General features: G+C 56.8%; 14 protein-coding genes. 3 read left to right on the top strand and 11 right to left on the bottom strand.

From position 1 onward, the window contains the following. Positions 1-59 precede the first annotated feature (59 nt). The 3 genes from Q0X18_RS05995 to aspS form a co-directional block, all read right to left on the bottom strand. On the bottom strand, positions 60-884 hold the full coding sequence (locus Q0X18_RS05995) for an HAD family hydrolase (RefSeq protein ID WP_297559745.1): 825 nt from the start codon (positions 882-884) through the stop codon (positions 60-62). Positions 885-964: 80 nt separating this feature from the next. Beyond that, positions 965-1,873 (bottom strand): PhzF family phenazine biosynthesis protein, encoded by a 909-nt coding sequence (locus Q0X18_RS05990; RefSeq protein WP_297559742.1) that lies wholly within the window; start codon positions 1,871-1,873, stop codon positions 965-967. A 138-nt stretch (positions 1,874-2,011) separates the two neighbouring features. After that, on the bottom strand, positions 2,012-3,760 hold the full coding sequence (aspS, locus tag Q0X18_RS05985; RefSeq protein ID WP_297559739.1) for an aspartate--tRNA ligase: 1,749 nt from the start codon (positions 3,758-3,760) through the stop codon (positions 2,012-2,014). A 197-nt stretch (positions 3,761-3,957) separates the two neighbouring features. On the opposite strand from aspS, the gene Q0X18_RS05980 reads away from it, so the two are divergent. Further along, entirely contained in the window at positions 3,958-4,299 is a 342-nt protein-coding gene (locus tag Q0X18_RS05980; protein ID WP_297559736.1) for a metalloregulator ArsR/SmtB family transcription factor, read from the top strand. Beyond that, positions 4,296-5,999 (top strand): SulP family inorganic anion transporter, encoded by a 1,704-nt coding sequence (locus Q0X18_RS05975; protein WP_297559733.1) that lies wholly within the window; start codon positions 4,296-4,298, stop codon positions 5,997-5,999. The genes Q0X18_RS05980 and Q0X18_RS05975 overlap by 4 nt, the downstream gene beginning before the upstream one ends. A gap of 7 nt (positions 6,000-6,006) precedes the next feature. Here Q0X18_RS05975 and hisS read toward each other — a convergent pair whose 3' ends face one another. The 7 genes from hisS to Q0X18_RS05940 form a co-directional block, all read right to left on the bottom strand. Then, on the bottom strand, positions 6,007-7,293 hold the full coding sequence (gene hisS, locus Q0X18_RS05970; protein WP_297559731.1) for a histidine--tRNA ligase: 1,287 nt from the start codon (positions 7,291-7,293) through the stop codon (positions 6,007-6,009). 316 nt (positions 7,294-7,609) lie between these two features. After that, positions 7,610-8,449: an ATP-dependent Clp protease proteolytic subunit gene (locus Q0X18_RS05965; RefSeq protein WP_297559728.1), complete on the bottom strand. Its 840-nt coding sequence runs from the start codon at positions 8,447-8,449 to the stop codon at positions 7,610-7,612. 18 nt (positions 8,450-8,467) lie between these two features. Further along, complete coding sequence (locus Q0X18_RS05960; protein WP_297559725.1) at positions 8,468-9,130, bottom strand: rhomboid family intramembrane serine protease; 663 nt, start codon at positions 9,128-9,130, stop codon at positions 8,468-8,470. After that, positions 9,127-10,224, bottom strand: coding sequence for a cation:proton antiporter (locus Q0X18_RS05955; protein WP_297559722.1), 1,098 nt, complete (start codon positions 10,222-10,224; stop codon positions 9,127-9,129). The genes Q0X18_RS05960 and Q0X18_RS05955 overlap by 4 nt, the downstream gene beginning before the upstream one ends. A 2-nt stretch (positions 10,225-10,226) precedes the next feature. Further along, the gene (locus Q0X18_RS05950; RefSeq protein WP_297559720.1) at positions 10,227-10,703 is read right to left on the bottom strand and encodes a cation:proton antiporter regulatory subunit; all 477 of its coding nucleotides are present in this window, start codon (positions 10,701-10,703) and stop codon (positions 10,227-10,229) included. Further along, a complete protein-coding gene (locus tag Q0X18_RS05945) occupies positions 10,693-11,127 on the bottom strand; it encodes a phosphate-starvation-inducible PsiE family protein (RefSeq protein ID WP_297559718.1) in 435 nt (144 codons plus the stop codon). The genes Q0X18_RS05950 and Q0X18_RS05945 overlap by 11 nt, the downstream gene beginning before the upstream one ends. Positions 11,128-11,266: 139 nt before the next feature. After that, positions 11,267-12,286, bottom strand: coding sequence for a tyrosine-type recombinase/integrase (locus Q0X18_RS05940; protein WP_297559716.1), 1,020 nt, complete (start codon positions 12,284-12,286; stop codon positions 11,267-11,269). 158 nt (positions 12,287-12,444) lie between these two features. Between Q0X18_RS05940 and Q0X18_RS05935 the strand changes: the two genes are divergently transcribed. Next, positions 12,445-12,792, top strand: coding sequence for a hypothetical protein (locus tag Q0X18_RS05935; RefSeq protein ID WP_297559713.1), 348 nt, complete (start codon positions 12,445-12,447; stop codon positions 12,790-12,792). A gap of 24 nt (positions 12,793-12,816) precedes the next feature. On the opposite strand, the gene Q0X18_RS05930 is transcribed toward Q0X18_RS05935, so the two are convergent. Beyond that, entirely contained in the window at positions 12,817-14,424 is a 1,608-nt protein-coding gene (locus Q0X18_RS05930; RefSeq protein ID WP_297559710.1) for an S-layer homology domain-containing protein, read from the bottom strand. Positions 14,425-14,507: the final 83 nt, after the last annotated feature.

Genomic DNA, 14,507 nt, shown 5'->3' with positions numbered 1-14,507 from the left:
AGAACCTTTCACTGGATACTTTTCTCACAAACTTATTTTATCGTGAAAATATGCACAATCTAGTACAAAACCACTTCACTAAGAATGATATCCAAAGCCTGCTCGAGGCCGCACGCCTCCACCGTTCCCACCACCCGCTGGGCAGCCCGCTTGACCTTATCCGGAGCGTTACCCATGGCAATACCGAGGGCTACCGCCTGAATAAGCTCGAGGTCGTTTTCCCCATCGCCCACCATGGCGCAATGGCTCAAGCTTAGCCCCAGCTGCTTAGCTACCCATTCGGCAGATGCTCGCTTGGAGACCCCGGCCGCCGTGACCGAGCTAAACACCACCCCCGGCATGCCCGGGCTGGTGGCCTCGTGTAGCTCGATCTCCGGCATTCGAACGATCTCCTCACGTACCGCCTGCCAAGCAGGGGAAGGGCGCCAGACATACTGTACCCGTACCACCCCATCGCTTATCTCACCCAGGTTCTTCTGCTGGGCAGATAAGCCCAGCATGTTTTCGTGAAAAAGCAGATCGGGGTGTGTGCTTTCGCGGAAAAAGCCGCCAGTGGCGGTATAAACCTCAAAGGGTATGCCGTAGGCTCTGCTTAGCTCGAGAAGCCTTCGGTACGCCACCGGAGGCAGGGTCGAGGCTCGAACCACCTCACCTAAGCCCGAGACAACAACGGCACCCGACTCAAAAATGTGCAGCCCTTCGGGGTCGAGCTCTTTGGCGTAGTGAAGCGCGAAGCCACGTCCAGGACGCCCGGTGCATATTGATAGGTGTAGCCCGGCTGCTTTTGCTCGCCGGGCAGCCTTCCAGGCGCACTCGGGTACGCCTTCTGGCCCATATAGCGTACCGTCGACGTCCACTAGTACGAGTTGAACAGATGATTTCATGGCGCTAAACCAGCCTGTTGATCACGCGTCACCTCAAAAGGGAGCCGTTTTGCTAGGGGAATCCAACTCAAGAACCCAGATCAGTTGGGCTCCCCACCCAGCTCCACCACACCACGCTCGGCGATTACTGCAGTACCCCCAATAAACACCCCCAGAATGTTTCCTGCGGGCCCGTACTCAACCCGAACATCCACCTGTCCGGGGCCGCCCATGCGGTGACCCTGAGTGATGGTCAGATTCACTTCGCCCTCCCAGCGTGGCACCACTCCGGCCCGGGCCAGTAGAGCGCCCAGAGCTGCGTTGGGTGATCCGGTGACGGGATCTTCTGGGATGCCTAAGGCGGGAGCAAAAGTACGGGCATAAAAGCGTCGAGGACCATATGGGGCATAAACGTGAACCGTGGCGACCTCGAGGGCATTCGAAAGTGCGGCCAGGCGTTCCATGTCAGGCTCGAGGGCATCCACCAGTCCTGGTGCTACAACCGGCATAAACAATGTCCACAACCCAGTAAACGTAATGCCATAGGGTAGACCCCGATGCAGGTAACGCTCGTTGGCCCCCATTACCTCGATGAACTCTTGCAACACTTTCCAGGAAGGGGGGTCGCGAAAACGAGGACTTGGGCTCTGTACTAAAGCTCGATCCTCCGAAAGTTCGGCTAAAAGCGAGGCTCCAATGGTGCGAAGATACAGCTTGCTGGTGCCTGGCAGCTTATCCTCTCTTGCTAAAGCCAACGCCAGGGCTACGGCAGCGTGACCGCTAAACTCCACCTCGCCGTTGGCTGCAAAAAAGCGCACGTCAAAACTCGTATTTTCCCAGTCAGTTATGAATGCAGCTTGGGGCTGTCCCAACTTGACAGCCACCAGCTGCATCTCTTCTGTGGTCAATCCGCGTGCGTCCAGCACCAAGGCTACCCGGTTACCCCCACCCGACACCTCGGTAAAGGCATCGGCCAACAGGTACGGTACGCGATGATTTGACTTAGACACCAGGCCTCCCCCTCTTGCGGAGAATTTGGGTTCCCTCAGCGCTCACACTGGATGCTGGTTTCAGGACGGGGATCAAGCCCATTTCGATCCATACAAGGCTCGCACCGGTGGACTCCATATGGCTGTGATTTATGGGCTTCATAATTTGGTATTATCCCGCAACGCTAATCCGAGCGCGATCAACTGGGCCTCGTCGACCGGGGCGGGTGCGCCGGTAAGGGTTTCCTTCCCCTCTTTATTCTTGGGGAAAGCAATCACCTCGCGTATGGATTCCTCACCAGCCAAATGAGCCACAAACCGATCCAACCCCCAGGCAATCCCTCCATGCGGGGGTGCTCCGTAAGACAAAGCCTCGAGCAAGAACCCAAACTTTTGCTGGGCTTCCTCTGGGCGAATGCCCAGCAGCGCAAACATGCGCTCTTGCAGGTCTCGCTGGTGTATGCGAATGGAGCCGCCACCTATCTCGCTGCCATTGAGCACGAAGTCGTAGGCATAGGCTCGCACCTGGCCGGGATTAGCCTCGAGCAGATGCAAATCGTCTAAGTTTGGGCTGGTGAAAGGGTGGTGCATGTAGGTCCAGCGGCCTGCTTCCTCATCCCATTCCAGCAGGGGGAAATCCACCACCCACAAGAACTTAAACCCTGACTCAATCAGACCTAGCCGACGACCGAGCTCGAGCCGTACCAGCCCTAGGCTCTCGACTGCTTTTCGCCAGGGGCCTGCCACGAACAAAAGCGTTTGCCCTTCCTGCACAGCAAGCTTCTCGAGCAGACTGGGAGGTACGAACTTGGCAATCCCGCCTGAAAGCACACCGCTTTCAAACCTGGCCCAAGCCAGCCCCGCCGCGCCTTTGGTCTTTGCCAGGGCCTCGAGTTCCTCGATCTCCCGGCGCGAGAGCAGGCCCGGCACCACCAGGGCCTTGACCACCTCGGCGCTGGTGAAGGCGCGAAACTCGCCCCCCTTGAAGGCCTCGGTTACGTCCTGTAGCTCTAGCCCAAAGCGCAGGTCGGGCTTGTCGGAGCCATAGCGGTTCATTACTTCGGCATAAGTTAGGCGGGGGAAGGGGAGGGCGAGCTTCTGTCCCAGGGTCTCATGCAGGATATACGCAGCCAGCCGTTCGTTGAGCGAGATGATGTCTTCCTGCGTAACAAAAGACATCTCCATATCAAGCTGGGTGAAGTCGGGCTGGCGATCGGCCCGCAGGTCTTCATCGCGGAAGCAGCGGGCAATCTGGAAATAGCGGTCGTAACCAGCCACCATCAGCATCTGCTTGAAGAGCTGAGGCGATTGAGGCAGGGCGTAGAAGTGGCCGGGCTCGAGCCTCGAGGGCACCAGAAAGTCGCGCGCACCTTCGGGGGTGGAGCGGGTCAGGTAGGGGGTCTCGATGCTGATAAACCCTTCCTGATCGAGGAAGCGGTAGATGGCTGCAATCACCTTGTGCCGCAAGCGCAGGTTCTCGTGCAGACGCTTGCGGCGCAGATCCACCACGCGGTTCTTTAGACGCACCTCCTCGTTCACACTCTGGTCGGCCTCACCGCGCCAGCCGGCATCTATGGGAAATGGCGGCGTCCTGGCCTCGGAGAGCACTAGGAGCCCTTCCGCGGCTACCTCGACCGCGCCGGTCTGCAGTTTGGGGTTCACCTGTTCGCTAGGGCGTTTGCGTACCACCCCTTCGATGCGCACCACCCACTCCGAGCGCACCTGGTTGGCCTCGGCAAAACACGCGCTGTCGGGGTGAACCACCACCTGCACAATTCCTTCGCGGTCTCGCAGGTCTATAAAGATTAAACCCCCCAGGTCGCGTCGGCGGTTGACCCAGCCTTCCAGCACTACCCTTTGTCCTGCATGTTGTTCGCGCAAGTTGCCGCAATAAAGCGTACGACGCATAGGCTTTAGCATACCTTTTTCTAAAGACTTCTCAAAGCAATCGGCGACCGAGCTTGATCTGTCTATTTTAGGTAATTATCTCACGAGTGATTATTATCGTGATAGATTGCACAAATAGTCAGATAGTTACTAGAATTCAACGGGCATATACAAATAATATCTTTATATATGATTGTATGTATATAATGGTGGCAACTATGAACTCGGCCCTGCACCGCTTCAAAGCAGAATTCTTCAGGGCACTGAGCCACCCTTTACGCCTGGCCATACTGGATGCTCTGCGAACAGGGGAGAAGAGTGTAGGTACCTTGGTGGACGAACTCGAGGCCGACCAGCCCGCAGTCTCACAGCAGCTTTCCATTTTGCGCCAACGGGGCTTTGTGGAGACACGCAAGCAAGGTACCACGGTGTATTACCGTACGGTTGATCCCGATGTCTATACCTTTCTGGACCTGGGCCGGGCCATTTTCGAACGCCAACTAGCCCAGCCTTGGGCAAAGCTGGAGCAGATTCGCCAGGAGGAAAAAGTACGGCCATGAACCCCAACCCCAGCGTCACTCAGTTTTTTAAGTCGCTCGAGCTGCTCAATCCTGTTCCTGCCTGGCGGCATGAACTGGCCGAGTACAACCTGCAACGCTTCCAGCAGGATCTGCTGGCAGGTCTTACGGTAGGCGTGGTGGCCCTGCCTCTGGCGCTGGCATTCGGTGTGACCAGCGGCGCAGGGGCCGCAGCGGGGCTGTTTACCGCAATCGTAGCAGGTTTGGCCGGCTCTGCCTTTGGCGGCTCGCGCTACAACATTTCCGGCCCAACCGGAGCTATGACGGTGGTGCTGTTGCCCATAATTGCGCAGTATGGGGTGGACAAAATTTTTTTGGTGGGCATCATGGCCGGGCTGATTCTGCTGGTACTGGGGCTATTGCGCTTTGGCCGTCTAATTCAACTGATTCCCTACCCCGTGGTCATTGGGTTCACCAATGGCATCGCCATCATTATTTTTCTGCAACAAATCCCGGCCTTGCTGGGTGTTGCGACGCCTAAAGGCGAACATATTTTGCCGACCACCCTCGAGGCCTTCCGGGCCTACCTGTTGCAACCCCAGCTCACAACGCTTTTCCTGACTGCCCTCACCATAGGTCTAATCTTGCTGTGGAACCGCTACATCAAGCACATCCCTGGTAGCATCGTGGCCCTTGTTCTGGTCACGTTGGTGAGCCTGCTGTTTCGCGAGGTTCCACGCATTGGCCCCATCCCGTCCAGCCTGCCGGCGCCGCACTGGCCCAACTGGAGTTTTTCCGATATAAGCCTGCTATTTAGCCCGGCACTAGCCGTAGCATTGCTGGCGGGCATCGAAACCTTGCTTTCGGCTGTGGTAGCCGATAGCATGACCATCCGGGAAAAGCACGACCCGGATCGCGAGTTGATCGGCTCGAGCCTGGCCAATATACTGGCCCCCATTTTTGGAGGTATTCCTGCCACCGGAGCAATTGCCCGCACAGCCGTCAACGTGCGCTCTGGGGCGCAAACCAGGCTTTCCGGCATTATCCATTCGGTGTTTTTATTTCTCGTGGTAGTTTCCTTGGGCCCCTTGGCACAGATAATTCCCCTGGCTGCATTGGCGGGTATTTTGATGGTTGTAGCAGTTCGCATGGTGGAGTGGGAAGCTGTACAAGCCATCTTGCGCTCTACCAAAAGCGACTTGAGTATCATGCTGGCAACCATGGCAGTGACGGTGGCTTTCGACTTGATTCTAGCCATCGAGGTCGGGCTTGCACTCGCGGGTATTTTATTTGTTCAGCGCATGAAAAACTCTTTGAGCCTAGAACCCATGGACTTGGCTCCACAAATACCAGCGCACCTAGATGTCGATCATGACCTTCTGCGCGAGCGGGTGGTGGCTTTCCGGGTAGACGGCCCGTTGTTCTTTGCTGCAGCAGGAGAGTTTATCAACAGCCTAACTCAGGTTTCTGAGGTAGATGTCCTGATTCTGCGTATGAGGCGGGTTAAGGTGATTGATGCCAGCGGTGCCAACGCACTGCTATCCATGAAGCAAGCCCTCGAGCGGAGAGGGATTAAATTCCTAATTTCGGGCCTTCAGCCACAGCCCAAGCAGGTACTGGAGCGCATGGGCCTCCTAGACGAGATAACCACCAATGGTCACCACCTCTTTGAGACCACCGACCAGGCCATTGCCCACGCCTGGAGCCATGTCAAGCGCAACCAGCAAGCCCGTGGCGTTTAGTCCAAGCCTACTTGGGTTCCGGGCCTTCAAACAAGCTGTGCAACTGCAGGGGCTCGAGCGCAGTCTGCTTACCGCTTTCCAGATGCTTGAGGGTAATTACACCCCTGGCTCGCTCAGATTCACCCAGAAAGCCCACATACCGCGCCCCTTTCTTGAGGGCGTCCTCAAGAGCCTTTCGAGGGCTTTTTGGGGCATAGCCTATTTCAACATAAATTTTTGGCCGTAACTGCTCGGCCAGAACCAGCGCTTCGATTTTTGCAGCTTCATCCAGGGGAGCCAGGTAGAGAGTAGGCGAAGGGTCGGCAGGGATGGGTACGCCTTCTTCTTGTAGGGCGATGGCTACTCGCTCTATACCAATGCCAAAACCCACCCCCGGAACCGGCGGGCCACCCAGCATCTCAGACAGGCCATCGTACCGCCCCCCACCCCCCAGAGCCGATTTTGCCCCAATGCTTGTATGGTGCACCTCCCAGGCCGTTCGCACGTAATAATCCAAGCCGCGCACCATACTGGGATCGATGCTAAAGGGTACCCCGAGTTCGGCCAGGTATCGGCATACCTGCTCATGGAAAGCCCGGGCCTCGGGGCCCAGAAACTCCAGCATAGGTTTGGGTTGGAGTTCGGCAATAATTTGCTGGTCGCGCTCGCTTTTGGAGTCCAGGATGCGCATGGGGTTGGCTTCTAGTCGAACCCTCGAGTCCTCCGATAGCGCCTGAGTATACGGCTCAAACAGGGTACGCAGATACTGGTTGTAACGAAGGCGATCCTCGGGATCACCCACTGAGCCTAGTTTGACCTCGAGGTTCTTGAGGCCCAGGGTTTTATAGATACGTACCATCAGAGCAATGGCCTCGGCATCGAGCAAGGGATCTGACAAACCCAGCGCCTCGTAATCGACCTGGTGAAACTGCTTGTAGCGGCCTTTTTGCTGGCGCTCGCCACGGAAGATAGGCCCCCAGGTAAAAAGCCGCACCGGCTGAGGCCAGACTTTCATGCCGTGCTCGTTGTAAGCCCGCACGATGGCCGCGGTAGGCTCGGGGCGCAAGGCCAGCAGCCGCCCACCCCGATCCTCGAGTACGTACATCTCCTTTTTTACGACGATATCCGAGGTGAGTCCCACGCCCTTTTGGAAGACCTCGAGGTACTCGAAAATGGGCGTATGCACCATCTGGGCCCCAGCCCCACGCAACACTTCCTCTGCGGTTGTGGTGATGTACCGAAATACCGGCTCACGAAAAGGATAGTCTTTGGCTTGGGGGAAAATGTCGCTGGTTCCGGGAACGGCCTTCAACATAAACTTTATTCTAAGCGGATTAGAGCAGTTTTCAGAAAGTGATACCCTTTCCGCTTGAATCCTTCAGCGTTGGACGAGTCAGAGGTGAAGGATTCAAGCCGACCGAAGGGAGTAGAAAAGCATTTCGGTAGTATCGTTTAGGCTTGTCAAAGTGAACGATACTACCGAAATGCGTATGAAACCGAATTCCAACAGCCGCCTTTTGAAGGCTAAGCGACCTCCTTACGGGGCGTTAATTGCGGAAAACACAATTTGCACACAGCAGTGGTACTGGCTGGCTGTCCTTTGGTTACGAGCTGAGGGAACCTGGCAGCAATCAGCGCCGCCCAGACCTAGGCTCCTCTCGCCCATAGGGTAGGGGCACATACTGCACACTGGGCTTTCCACCCCGCGGCTGAGGGTACATACCCATGAGTTCATAAACCTCTATGGGCATCTCGGTGGATACCCGCAGGCCCATGCTGCGGGCTTCCTCAACGCTAATGGGGTAATCGTGCGTCCAGGTACCCTGCGAAAGTAGATCGGCGAGCTCCTGGCTTTTTTGCTCGTCAAAGTGTTTGCGCAAGAGGCCGGCCACCGTGCGCTTGACCTGCGCCAGGGCTTTGCGGGCTACATCGGCCATGATCAGGGTCTGATCGTCGATCTCCGCCATGGGCTTTTGCTCCAAAACCCGCAAGATAGAGGCTGCTGGATACTGCCCAAGCTGGGGATCCACCGGCCCCAGCACCGCGTTGGGATCCATCACGATTTCATCAGCAGCCAGGGCAATCAGGGTTCCACCCGACATGGCGTAGTGTGGTACGAAGACCGTAACCCTGGCAGGATGCTTTAAGAGAGCCTCGGCGATCTGCTCGGCAGCCAGTACCAACCCGCCGGGGGTATGCAGGATAAGGTCGATGGGTACGCTCTGGTCAGTCATGCGAATTGCACGCAAAACCTGCTCTGAATCGTCGATGTCTATGTAGCGTGCAAACGGAATCCCCAGAAAGGAAAACCCCTCCTGTCGGTGAATCAGGGTGATGACGCGGCTTTTGCGTTTGCGCTCGAGATCGGTAATTCGCCGAGCGCGTGCAGCCAGCAGCATCTGCTGGTTGAAGTAAGGACTCAGGCTCGAGAGGATAAAAAACAGCCAGAACAACTGAAAGAAGATCTCCATAGGCCTCCTATGTGCATGTTAGCGAAAATAATACCAGTGCTCCCAGTAGGGGACGGCCTGGTAGCTCCGCTTTGGTCTGAACCATCGAGCCAACACCATACCGGCCACAAAACCACCCAGATGAGCCCACCAGGCGACACCGGGCAGGCCCAGCAGGGCGTTGATAAGCTGTATAGTCGCCCAGTATCCAAGGTAAAGCGTTGCGGGCAGCCAGAGCCAAAAAAAGGGAAACATCCACGTAAGCACAAGTGCGCCGGGAAACAGGATCAGATAGCCCCCGGTCACCCCAGAAATGGCCCCCGAAGCCCCTACCATTGGCAGGCTGGGATCAGGTGTGAACAGGGCCTGGGTTAAGGCGGCAACCACTCCAGACAACAAGTAAAGCCCTAAATAGCGCCAGCTGCCCAAGCGGCCCTCGAGCCCCGGCCCAAATACCCACAAAAACCATACGTTGCCTATCAAGTGCCCCAGCGACCCATGTACAAACATGCTGCTGAGCAGGCGGTAGCCTTGCCCGAGAGGATCCAGAAAGAACGTGGCTGGAATAAAGCCAAATTGCGCTATGGTCTCCTCAAAGCCCCACGATATTTGAAGATAGAACGCCAGGCCGCAGAGAACAATAATGATCTTGGTGGCCGGGGCAGGCCCATGAAATAACAGAGAATCGCGTATGGGTATCATTTTCTGCGTCCATCATACCAGGAAGGGGCAAAGCGCATAAGCAGACTGCCCAGCGGAATTGAAACCAATACCAGCAACACCGCCACCTGTCCTACCAGGGGGTAGCCCTGTTGCAGGGCCATGGCCCCCAAAATGAGATTGAACTCGCCTCGAGGAATCAAGTAGATAGCTGCGAAGCCGCTTCTCTTCTGCGAAAGCCCGGCCATCTGCGCCCCTTTAAAGTTGAGGGGTAGTTTGATTAGGAGCGCCAGCAAGGCCAGGCCCACTACTCCCACTGTTACCGCGTCCAAGAGCCCCAGGGCTTCAGCCCCTACAGTTAGAAAAAAGAGGGCCACCCCCAGGTCACGCACGGAACCAAACAGTTGCTCAAAGCGTTCGCGCAAGCCCAGTCCAGCTGCCAGCACCCCGCAGATAAACGCTGCTACCGCCTCTGAGGCTCCTACGGTGTGGAATAGAATAGCGGTACCACTAACCAGCGCAGCTCCCAGCAGCAAAACCAGCTCATCGGACAGGTGCTGTACCTGCTGATTAAGCCATCTACCCCCCAGGTGCAGCAGTAGCCACAACAACCCGACCAGACCTGCCACCACCGCAAAGCTAAGACCTGTTCCACCCTGTACCAAGACCAGCAGTATGGCGATGAGCAGGTCTTCAAAAACCAGCACCCCCAGCACCACTTCACTCTCGGAGTTGGCGGCCCGGCGCAGGTCTAGAATAAGCTTGACAATCACTGCGGAGGAGGAAACATACATCACCCCAGCCAGTAGCAAGGCCCCCTTCCAATCAAGCCCTGCCAGCAAGCCCACCAGTACCCCGATGGGGAGGGCCAGGGCATCCCAACCCCCTGCACGCAAAACACGGCCCGACATCTGCTGTAAGCGATCCGGGCCAAACTCGAGGCCCACCGAAAACATCAGCAACAGCAGGCCCAAAGAGGGGAGAGGCTCGAGGCTTTCAGTATCCAGGAACTCTCCCAACGCAAGACCTACCAGCAGATAGGCCGCCAGTGGCGGGAAGTGCCAGCGATGAACAAGTGCAGCCCCCAATCCCAGCAGTAAAGTGGCGATGGCGAAGGCTGTTACGGACTCATGCATGGTTACCCAATCATCTGCTTTCGCAGACGCTCAACTGCTCCCCGAGGCCCAGCCAACACCAGGGTATCGCCTACGTTCAGGGACAGGCTCGGAGGCGGATTGGGAATCAGGGCTTCCCCTTCACGTAGAACAGCCAGGAGGTGAGCTCCTTGCTCGTGCAATTCCGCTACTGTGCGGCCTACGCAGGGGGCTCCAGGCCCCAGCTTGATCCATTCGATGGTATCCTGGGCCAGCTTGGCCTGGGTATCGCCAATGGCCTCGGGAGTAAAAAGAACGCCGGCCAGAATGGCACCCAGCTCTCGGGCCTCCTCATCGGTCAAATCGAGCACTGCAGCAGGCTCATCCGGGTTGCCTTTTTCGTAATACTGAAGCTCCCTCGAGCCCGAGTGGTGAATTACGATCACTAGACGGTCACCCGATCGAACCGTAACGGTAAACTTCCGTCCTACACCAGGCAGCACACTCTCTTCAACCCGCATGTTTTTTCTCCTTGCCATAAGGGAAGGCAATGGCCAGAGCCCTGGCCCCGATCAGGGCCAGAATGCCCGCGCTCCAAACCAAAACGTCCAGACCTTTGATCTCGCCTGCAAACAAGCCCAGCATCATCTCCCGGAGTACAAAAGCCACCGCAACTTCCACCAGAATTTCAGCCCGAATCCGATCGAACTCGAAGTAGTCTACAAAGGCCCGCACCAGCTCGAGCACAATCACCAGCGACAAAACGTTTGTTACCAGGTCTTTCAAACCAAGCCGCACCGTAGGCTGGGTAAATGCCAGGCCCAGCTCCAGCAGGGTTCGCCCTACACTTACCAGTAGCCCTACGAGCAGGGCTACCAGTGCCAGATTAAAAATGACCCGGGTTACTATATTGAATATCTCGAGCAGTCCTTTTTGCGTAATCATCGCTCCAAATCCTAACATAAAACCCGGATCGATGAAGAGCCGTAGGGGACTCTTTTTGTGCCAATGATCCCTGCCATGCTTATGGTGGAATATGCCGAATAAAAATAGCTCGTATCAAAACCCGGTTCAGTGAGAACCTCTAGTCATCTAGCTTGTCTACAACATCAAATAACCCTTCCAGATCCATCTTGGCGTAAATGGCGCTGGTGTTCACGTTGGCGTGCCCCAGTATGCGGGCGGTTGCGTGTAAATCCCGGCTAAGCTTATAAAAGCGGGTTCCGGCGGTGTGGCGCAGCATGTGGGCGCCATAGTAGCGCTCGGGGAAGCCCAGGTCGCGGTAGTGGCGGTTGAGTATTTTCCGCAGCGACTTATCGGTCATGGCCCGCCCATTGGCTTTGCGACCGCCCAGGTTTATTAGCAGCGAGCGTTCTCCAGCGGCTACATAGGCCAGGCGCAGCCTGAGCCAGCCCTCAATTTCTTGCACCAATGCTTTGGAGAGCGGCACCGAGCGCTGTTTACCACCCTTACCAGCTCGTACTACCAGTAAGCGTTCGTTCAAGCTGAGGTCATCCACCTGTAAGTTAATTACCTCACTAATGCGGAGCCCTGCCTCGGCCATCAATCGTACGGCCAAGCGGTCGCGGGTATTATGTGGGCTTGGACCAGATAGGTGCTGCAAGAGCTTCTTGTACAGGCTATCCGGTAAAGCGGGGCGGCGTTCCTCTGGAGGCGTGGGATCGCTGGGCGATGGCACCTGCGGCAGCGTTGCAGCATTGGCCCACTCCAGCGCCCGGTAAAAGGCCCGTACACCCGCCACATAGGTAGCGATGGAGCCGGGTTTGAGGTGGCGGCGTTCGGAGTTATTCAGGTTGCCGCCGTGCACCTGCAGATGGGCGATATAGCGGTCAAGGTCATCGGCTGTGGCTTTGAGAATATCCAGCGACTGCGTGTCGGACCAAGCCCAGGCCAGGTAGTCTCGAACCGCCAGGCGGTAGTTTTCCAGCGTGCGGCGGCTCAGGGTAGCTCGTTTTCGACCTTTGAGTATCAGGTAAGCCTCGAGCAGCTCGAGCAAGCCTGCCTGGTTGCGCTCGTGGGCAGCCCGGATGGCCTCGAGTCTGCGCTTGCTCGGATTGTGCCAGTTGGCTAGCGGTACCAGCATGGGCTCAGTATACAAAATGCGCACTTAGGAAAATAAGTGCGCATTTTGAATTCACAAAAATCCGCTAACCAAATCTCCACACACGGTCAGTTGACAAATTTAATCTTCCTTAAAGTAACGCCTCATGCTCAGCGTCCGCTAGCTATACTGCAAGCCAAATGGAAATCAACTTTATAACAGCCTTGATAATGGCTAGCCTGGTGATGGTTATTTTGTTTTCAGTCTGGTATCCACAGGCCCAAAACCACAAAGTGGATCGAGACGTGCAGGCCCTTGCGCGCATGGTTCGACACGCCCGGCGGCATAACACGGTGGTGCGCTATCACAACGGAGTGCCGTTTGTTGTAACCCACCAGCGGCGGGGCCTGGTGTACATGTGTGGGGGGAAGCTGGTAACCCAGCAGCAACTGGTCAGCCTGTTGGGTAGCGAGGAAATCGTGAGCCGGGTGGAGCGCGAAGAGTCTATGCAGACACCCAACCCCACCCGGCTCACCATTCCAAGCTAGCTCTTCAGAAAGCCGCAGACGCCGCTACCACAGGGGCTTCTCGAGCTTCAGGCGCAGCAGGCCCTTCTGGGCCGTTATGGCCTCGCTTGGGCTCACGATGGCCAGCCCTTTGGGTTGCTCCAGGGCGACCTCGAGCACGAGCTTCTTGGGCAGCGGCTTTATCTGTGGCTTTATCTCTAAACCCGCTTCCGGGCTATCCCACTCGGTAAAAGCCAGGTCGTCGGCCTGATTGAGATCCACTGCGTAAATCCGGCTTTTCTGGCCGTCATGCTCGTGCACCAAAAGAAGCCGTGGCTTGGGCCAGGCCAGTCCCACCACACGGTTACCCGGGGCCTCGAGCATGTAGGCATACTCCGCAAATAGGCCGTCGGGGTTAAGGCCCAGCAGCACCAGACGAAGTACTGTTGAACTCGAGGCTTTTTCGCAGCTAGGGAGGCACAACGGACGCCCGTTGATGAGGGCCAGATAGTTGCGGCTTTCATCCAGGGCTACGCCACCCAGAAGACCCTGTTCTACGCCGAGAGCAAAGACCGGTGGCAGGGCTTCCCGGGAGCCATTTTGCCCAATGGGACCAAAATAACGGGCCTTTTGGGTTTTGAAGTCAACATGCATCAGTTTTTGCCCGCCCTCGAGCCAGGCCCAGCCCTCACTGGAAACCGCCACCGCCTCGTTTAGCGGATAAAAAGCTTCGAGAACCGGTTTTTCTTCGAGCCGCAACAGTCCAGTGGCGCGCAGGTCGTTGTGTTTGAAGGTTGCCCAAGCCCGGCCATTTTGCTGGGCCTGTCCGACATGCACTAAGCTGGCCTCGAGCTCTACCCCAGACCATTCCCCCGGCAAGGGAACGGTGCTTATATCAGCCAAAACGATGCTTTCCTGGGCCGCAGGTGGCTGGACTTCCTGAACCCGGCTAAGGGGCGCATCTGCTTGCGGCGCCGAGGCTTGTCCTGTGGTTTGCCTTGAGGCTTGCGCCGGTGTTGAATTTTGCCCTGTAGCTACCCTGGGTTCGGCTGGGGTCGGTTCAGCCGAGGATTGGGGCGCAACTATCAACTGACCGATACGCCACAAGGCCCTTGCCATCTGGTAGCGATTGACGGAATCAGTACCCCTAAACAGACCATCCGATCCCAAGGGTAGGATATCCAGCGCAATCACCCGCAACACAGCTGCCTCGGCCCAGTGACCAGCGGCCAGGTCGCCGGGGCGCATGGTTTTGGCTAGGAAGGTTATCCCCAGGTTCTGGACAAGTTTATCGAGCACCACTGCTAGCTGATAACGGGTCAGCACCGATGTGCCTCGGTAGGTTTGATCAGGAAAACCCTGTACCAGCCCCTCCCCTACCATCCGCCGGATTCCAGGTAAAGCCCAGTGGTTGGGCTTGACATCCTTGAAGCGCACCTCTGCTTCCCGCACAGGCAACGGGCTATCGGCCAGTACCCTGGCCAGGGTGGCGGCCAGTTGGTAGCGATCCAGCGCCACCTCGCCCCGAAAAGTGCCGCCAGGGTAGCCTTGCAGCCACCCCCGTTTGACCACCTCGTCCACCGCCGTTGCCGCCCAGTGATCGTGGGGCACGTCCAGAGGCAAAGCCAGACTCCAAGCCGTTACAAGAGCCATTACAAAAGATAAAATCCTCATGAGCGGCATAATAGATTTTTTGAAGAAATTTTTTTGTACATTTATCACCAGCTGACGTTACATGGCCTAAAGTACAAAAACCC

Origin of the sequence: Meiothermus sp., assembly GCF_026004075.1 — a bacterium.
GTDB lineage: Bacteria > Deinococcota > Deinococci > Deinococcales > Thermaceae > Meiothermus.
This window is presented reverse-complemented; position numbering and strand designations above follow the sequence as displayed.

What these genes read in the sequence shown, in the direction of transcription:
- aspS (WP_297559739.1), bottom strand. Translation starts at nt 3,760, where the DNA reads ATGCGTCGTACGCTTTATTGCGGCAACTTGCGCGAACAACATGCAGGA.
- Q0X18_RS05960 (WP_297559725.1), bottom strand. Translation starts at nt 9,130, where the DNA reads ATGATACCCATACGCGATTCTCTGTTATTTCATGGGCCTGCCCCGGCC.
- Q0X18_RS05975 (WP_297559733.1), top strand. Translation starts at nt 4,296, where the DNA reads ATGAACCCCAACCCCAGCGTCACTCAGTTTTTTAAGTCGCTCGAGCTG.
- Q0X18_RS05945 (WP_297559718.1), bottom strand. Translation starts at nt 11,127, where the DNA reads ATGATTACGCAAAAAGGACTGCTCGAGATATTCAATATAGTAACCCGG.
- Q0X18_RS05930 (WP_297559710.1), bottom strand. Translation starts at nt 14,424, where the DNA reads ATGAGGATTTTATCTTTTGTAATGGCTCTTGTAACGGCTTGGAGTCTG.
- Q0X18_RS05935 (WP_297559713.1), top strand. Translation starts at nt 12,445, where the DNA reads ATGGAAATCAACTTTATAACAGCCTTGATAATGGCTAGCCTGGTGATG.
- Q0X18_RS05955 (WP_297559722.1), bottom strand. Translation starts at nt 10,224, where the DNA reads ATGCATGAGTCCGTAACAGCCTTCGCCATCGCCACTTTACTGCTGGGA.
- Q0X18_RS05950 (WP_297559720.1), bottom strand. Translation starts at nt 10,703, where the DNA reads ATGCGGGTTGAAGAGAGTGTGCTGCCTGGTGTAGGACGGAAGTTTACC.
- Q0X18_RS05995 (WP_297559745.1), bottom strand. Translation starts at nt 884, where the DNA reads ATGAAATCATCTGTTCAACTCGTACTAGTGGACGTCGACGGTACGCTA.
- Q0X18_RS05965 (WP_297559728.1), bottom strand. Translation starts at nt 8,449, where the DNA reads ATGGAGATCTTCTTTCAGTTGTTCTGGCTGTTTTTTATCCTCTCGAGC.
- hisS (WP_297559731.1), bottom strand. Translation starts at nt 7,293, where the DNA reads ATGTTGAAGGCCGTTCCCGGAACCAGCGACATTTTCCCCCAAGCCAAA.
- Q0X18_RS05940 (WP_297559716.1), bottom strand. Translation starts at nt 12,286, where the DNA reads ATGCTGGTACCGCTAGCCAACTGGCACAATCCGAGCAAGCGCAGACTC.
- Q0X18_RS05980 (WP_297559736.1), top strand. Translation starts at nt 3,958, where the DNA reads ATGAACTCGGCCCTGCACCGCTTCAAAGCAGAATTCTTCAGGGCACTG.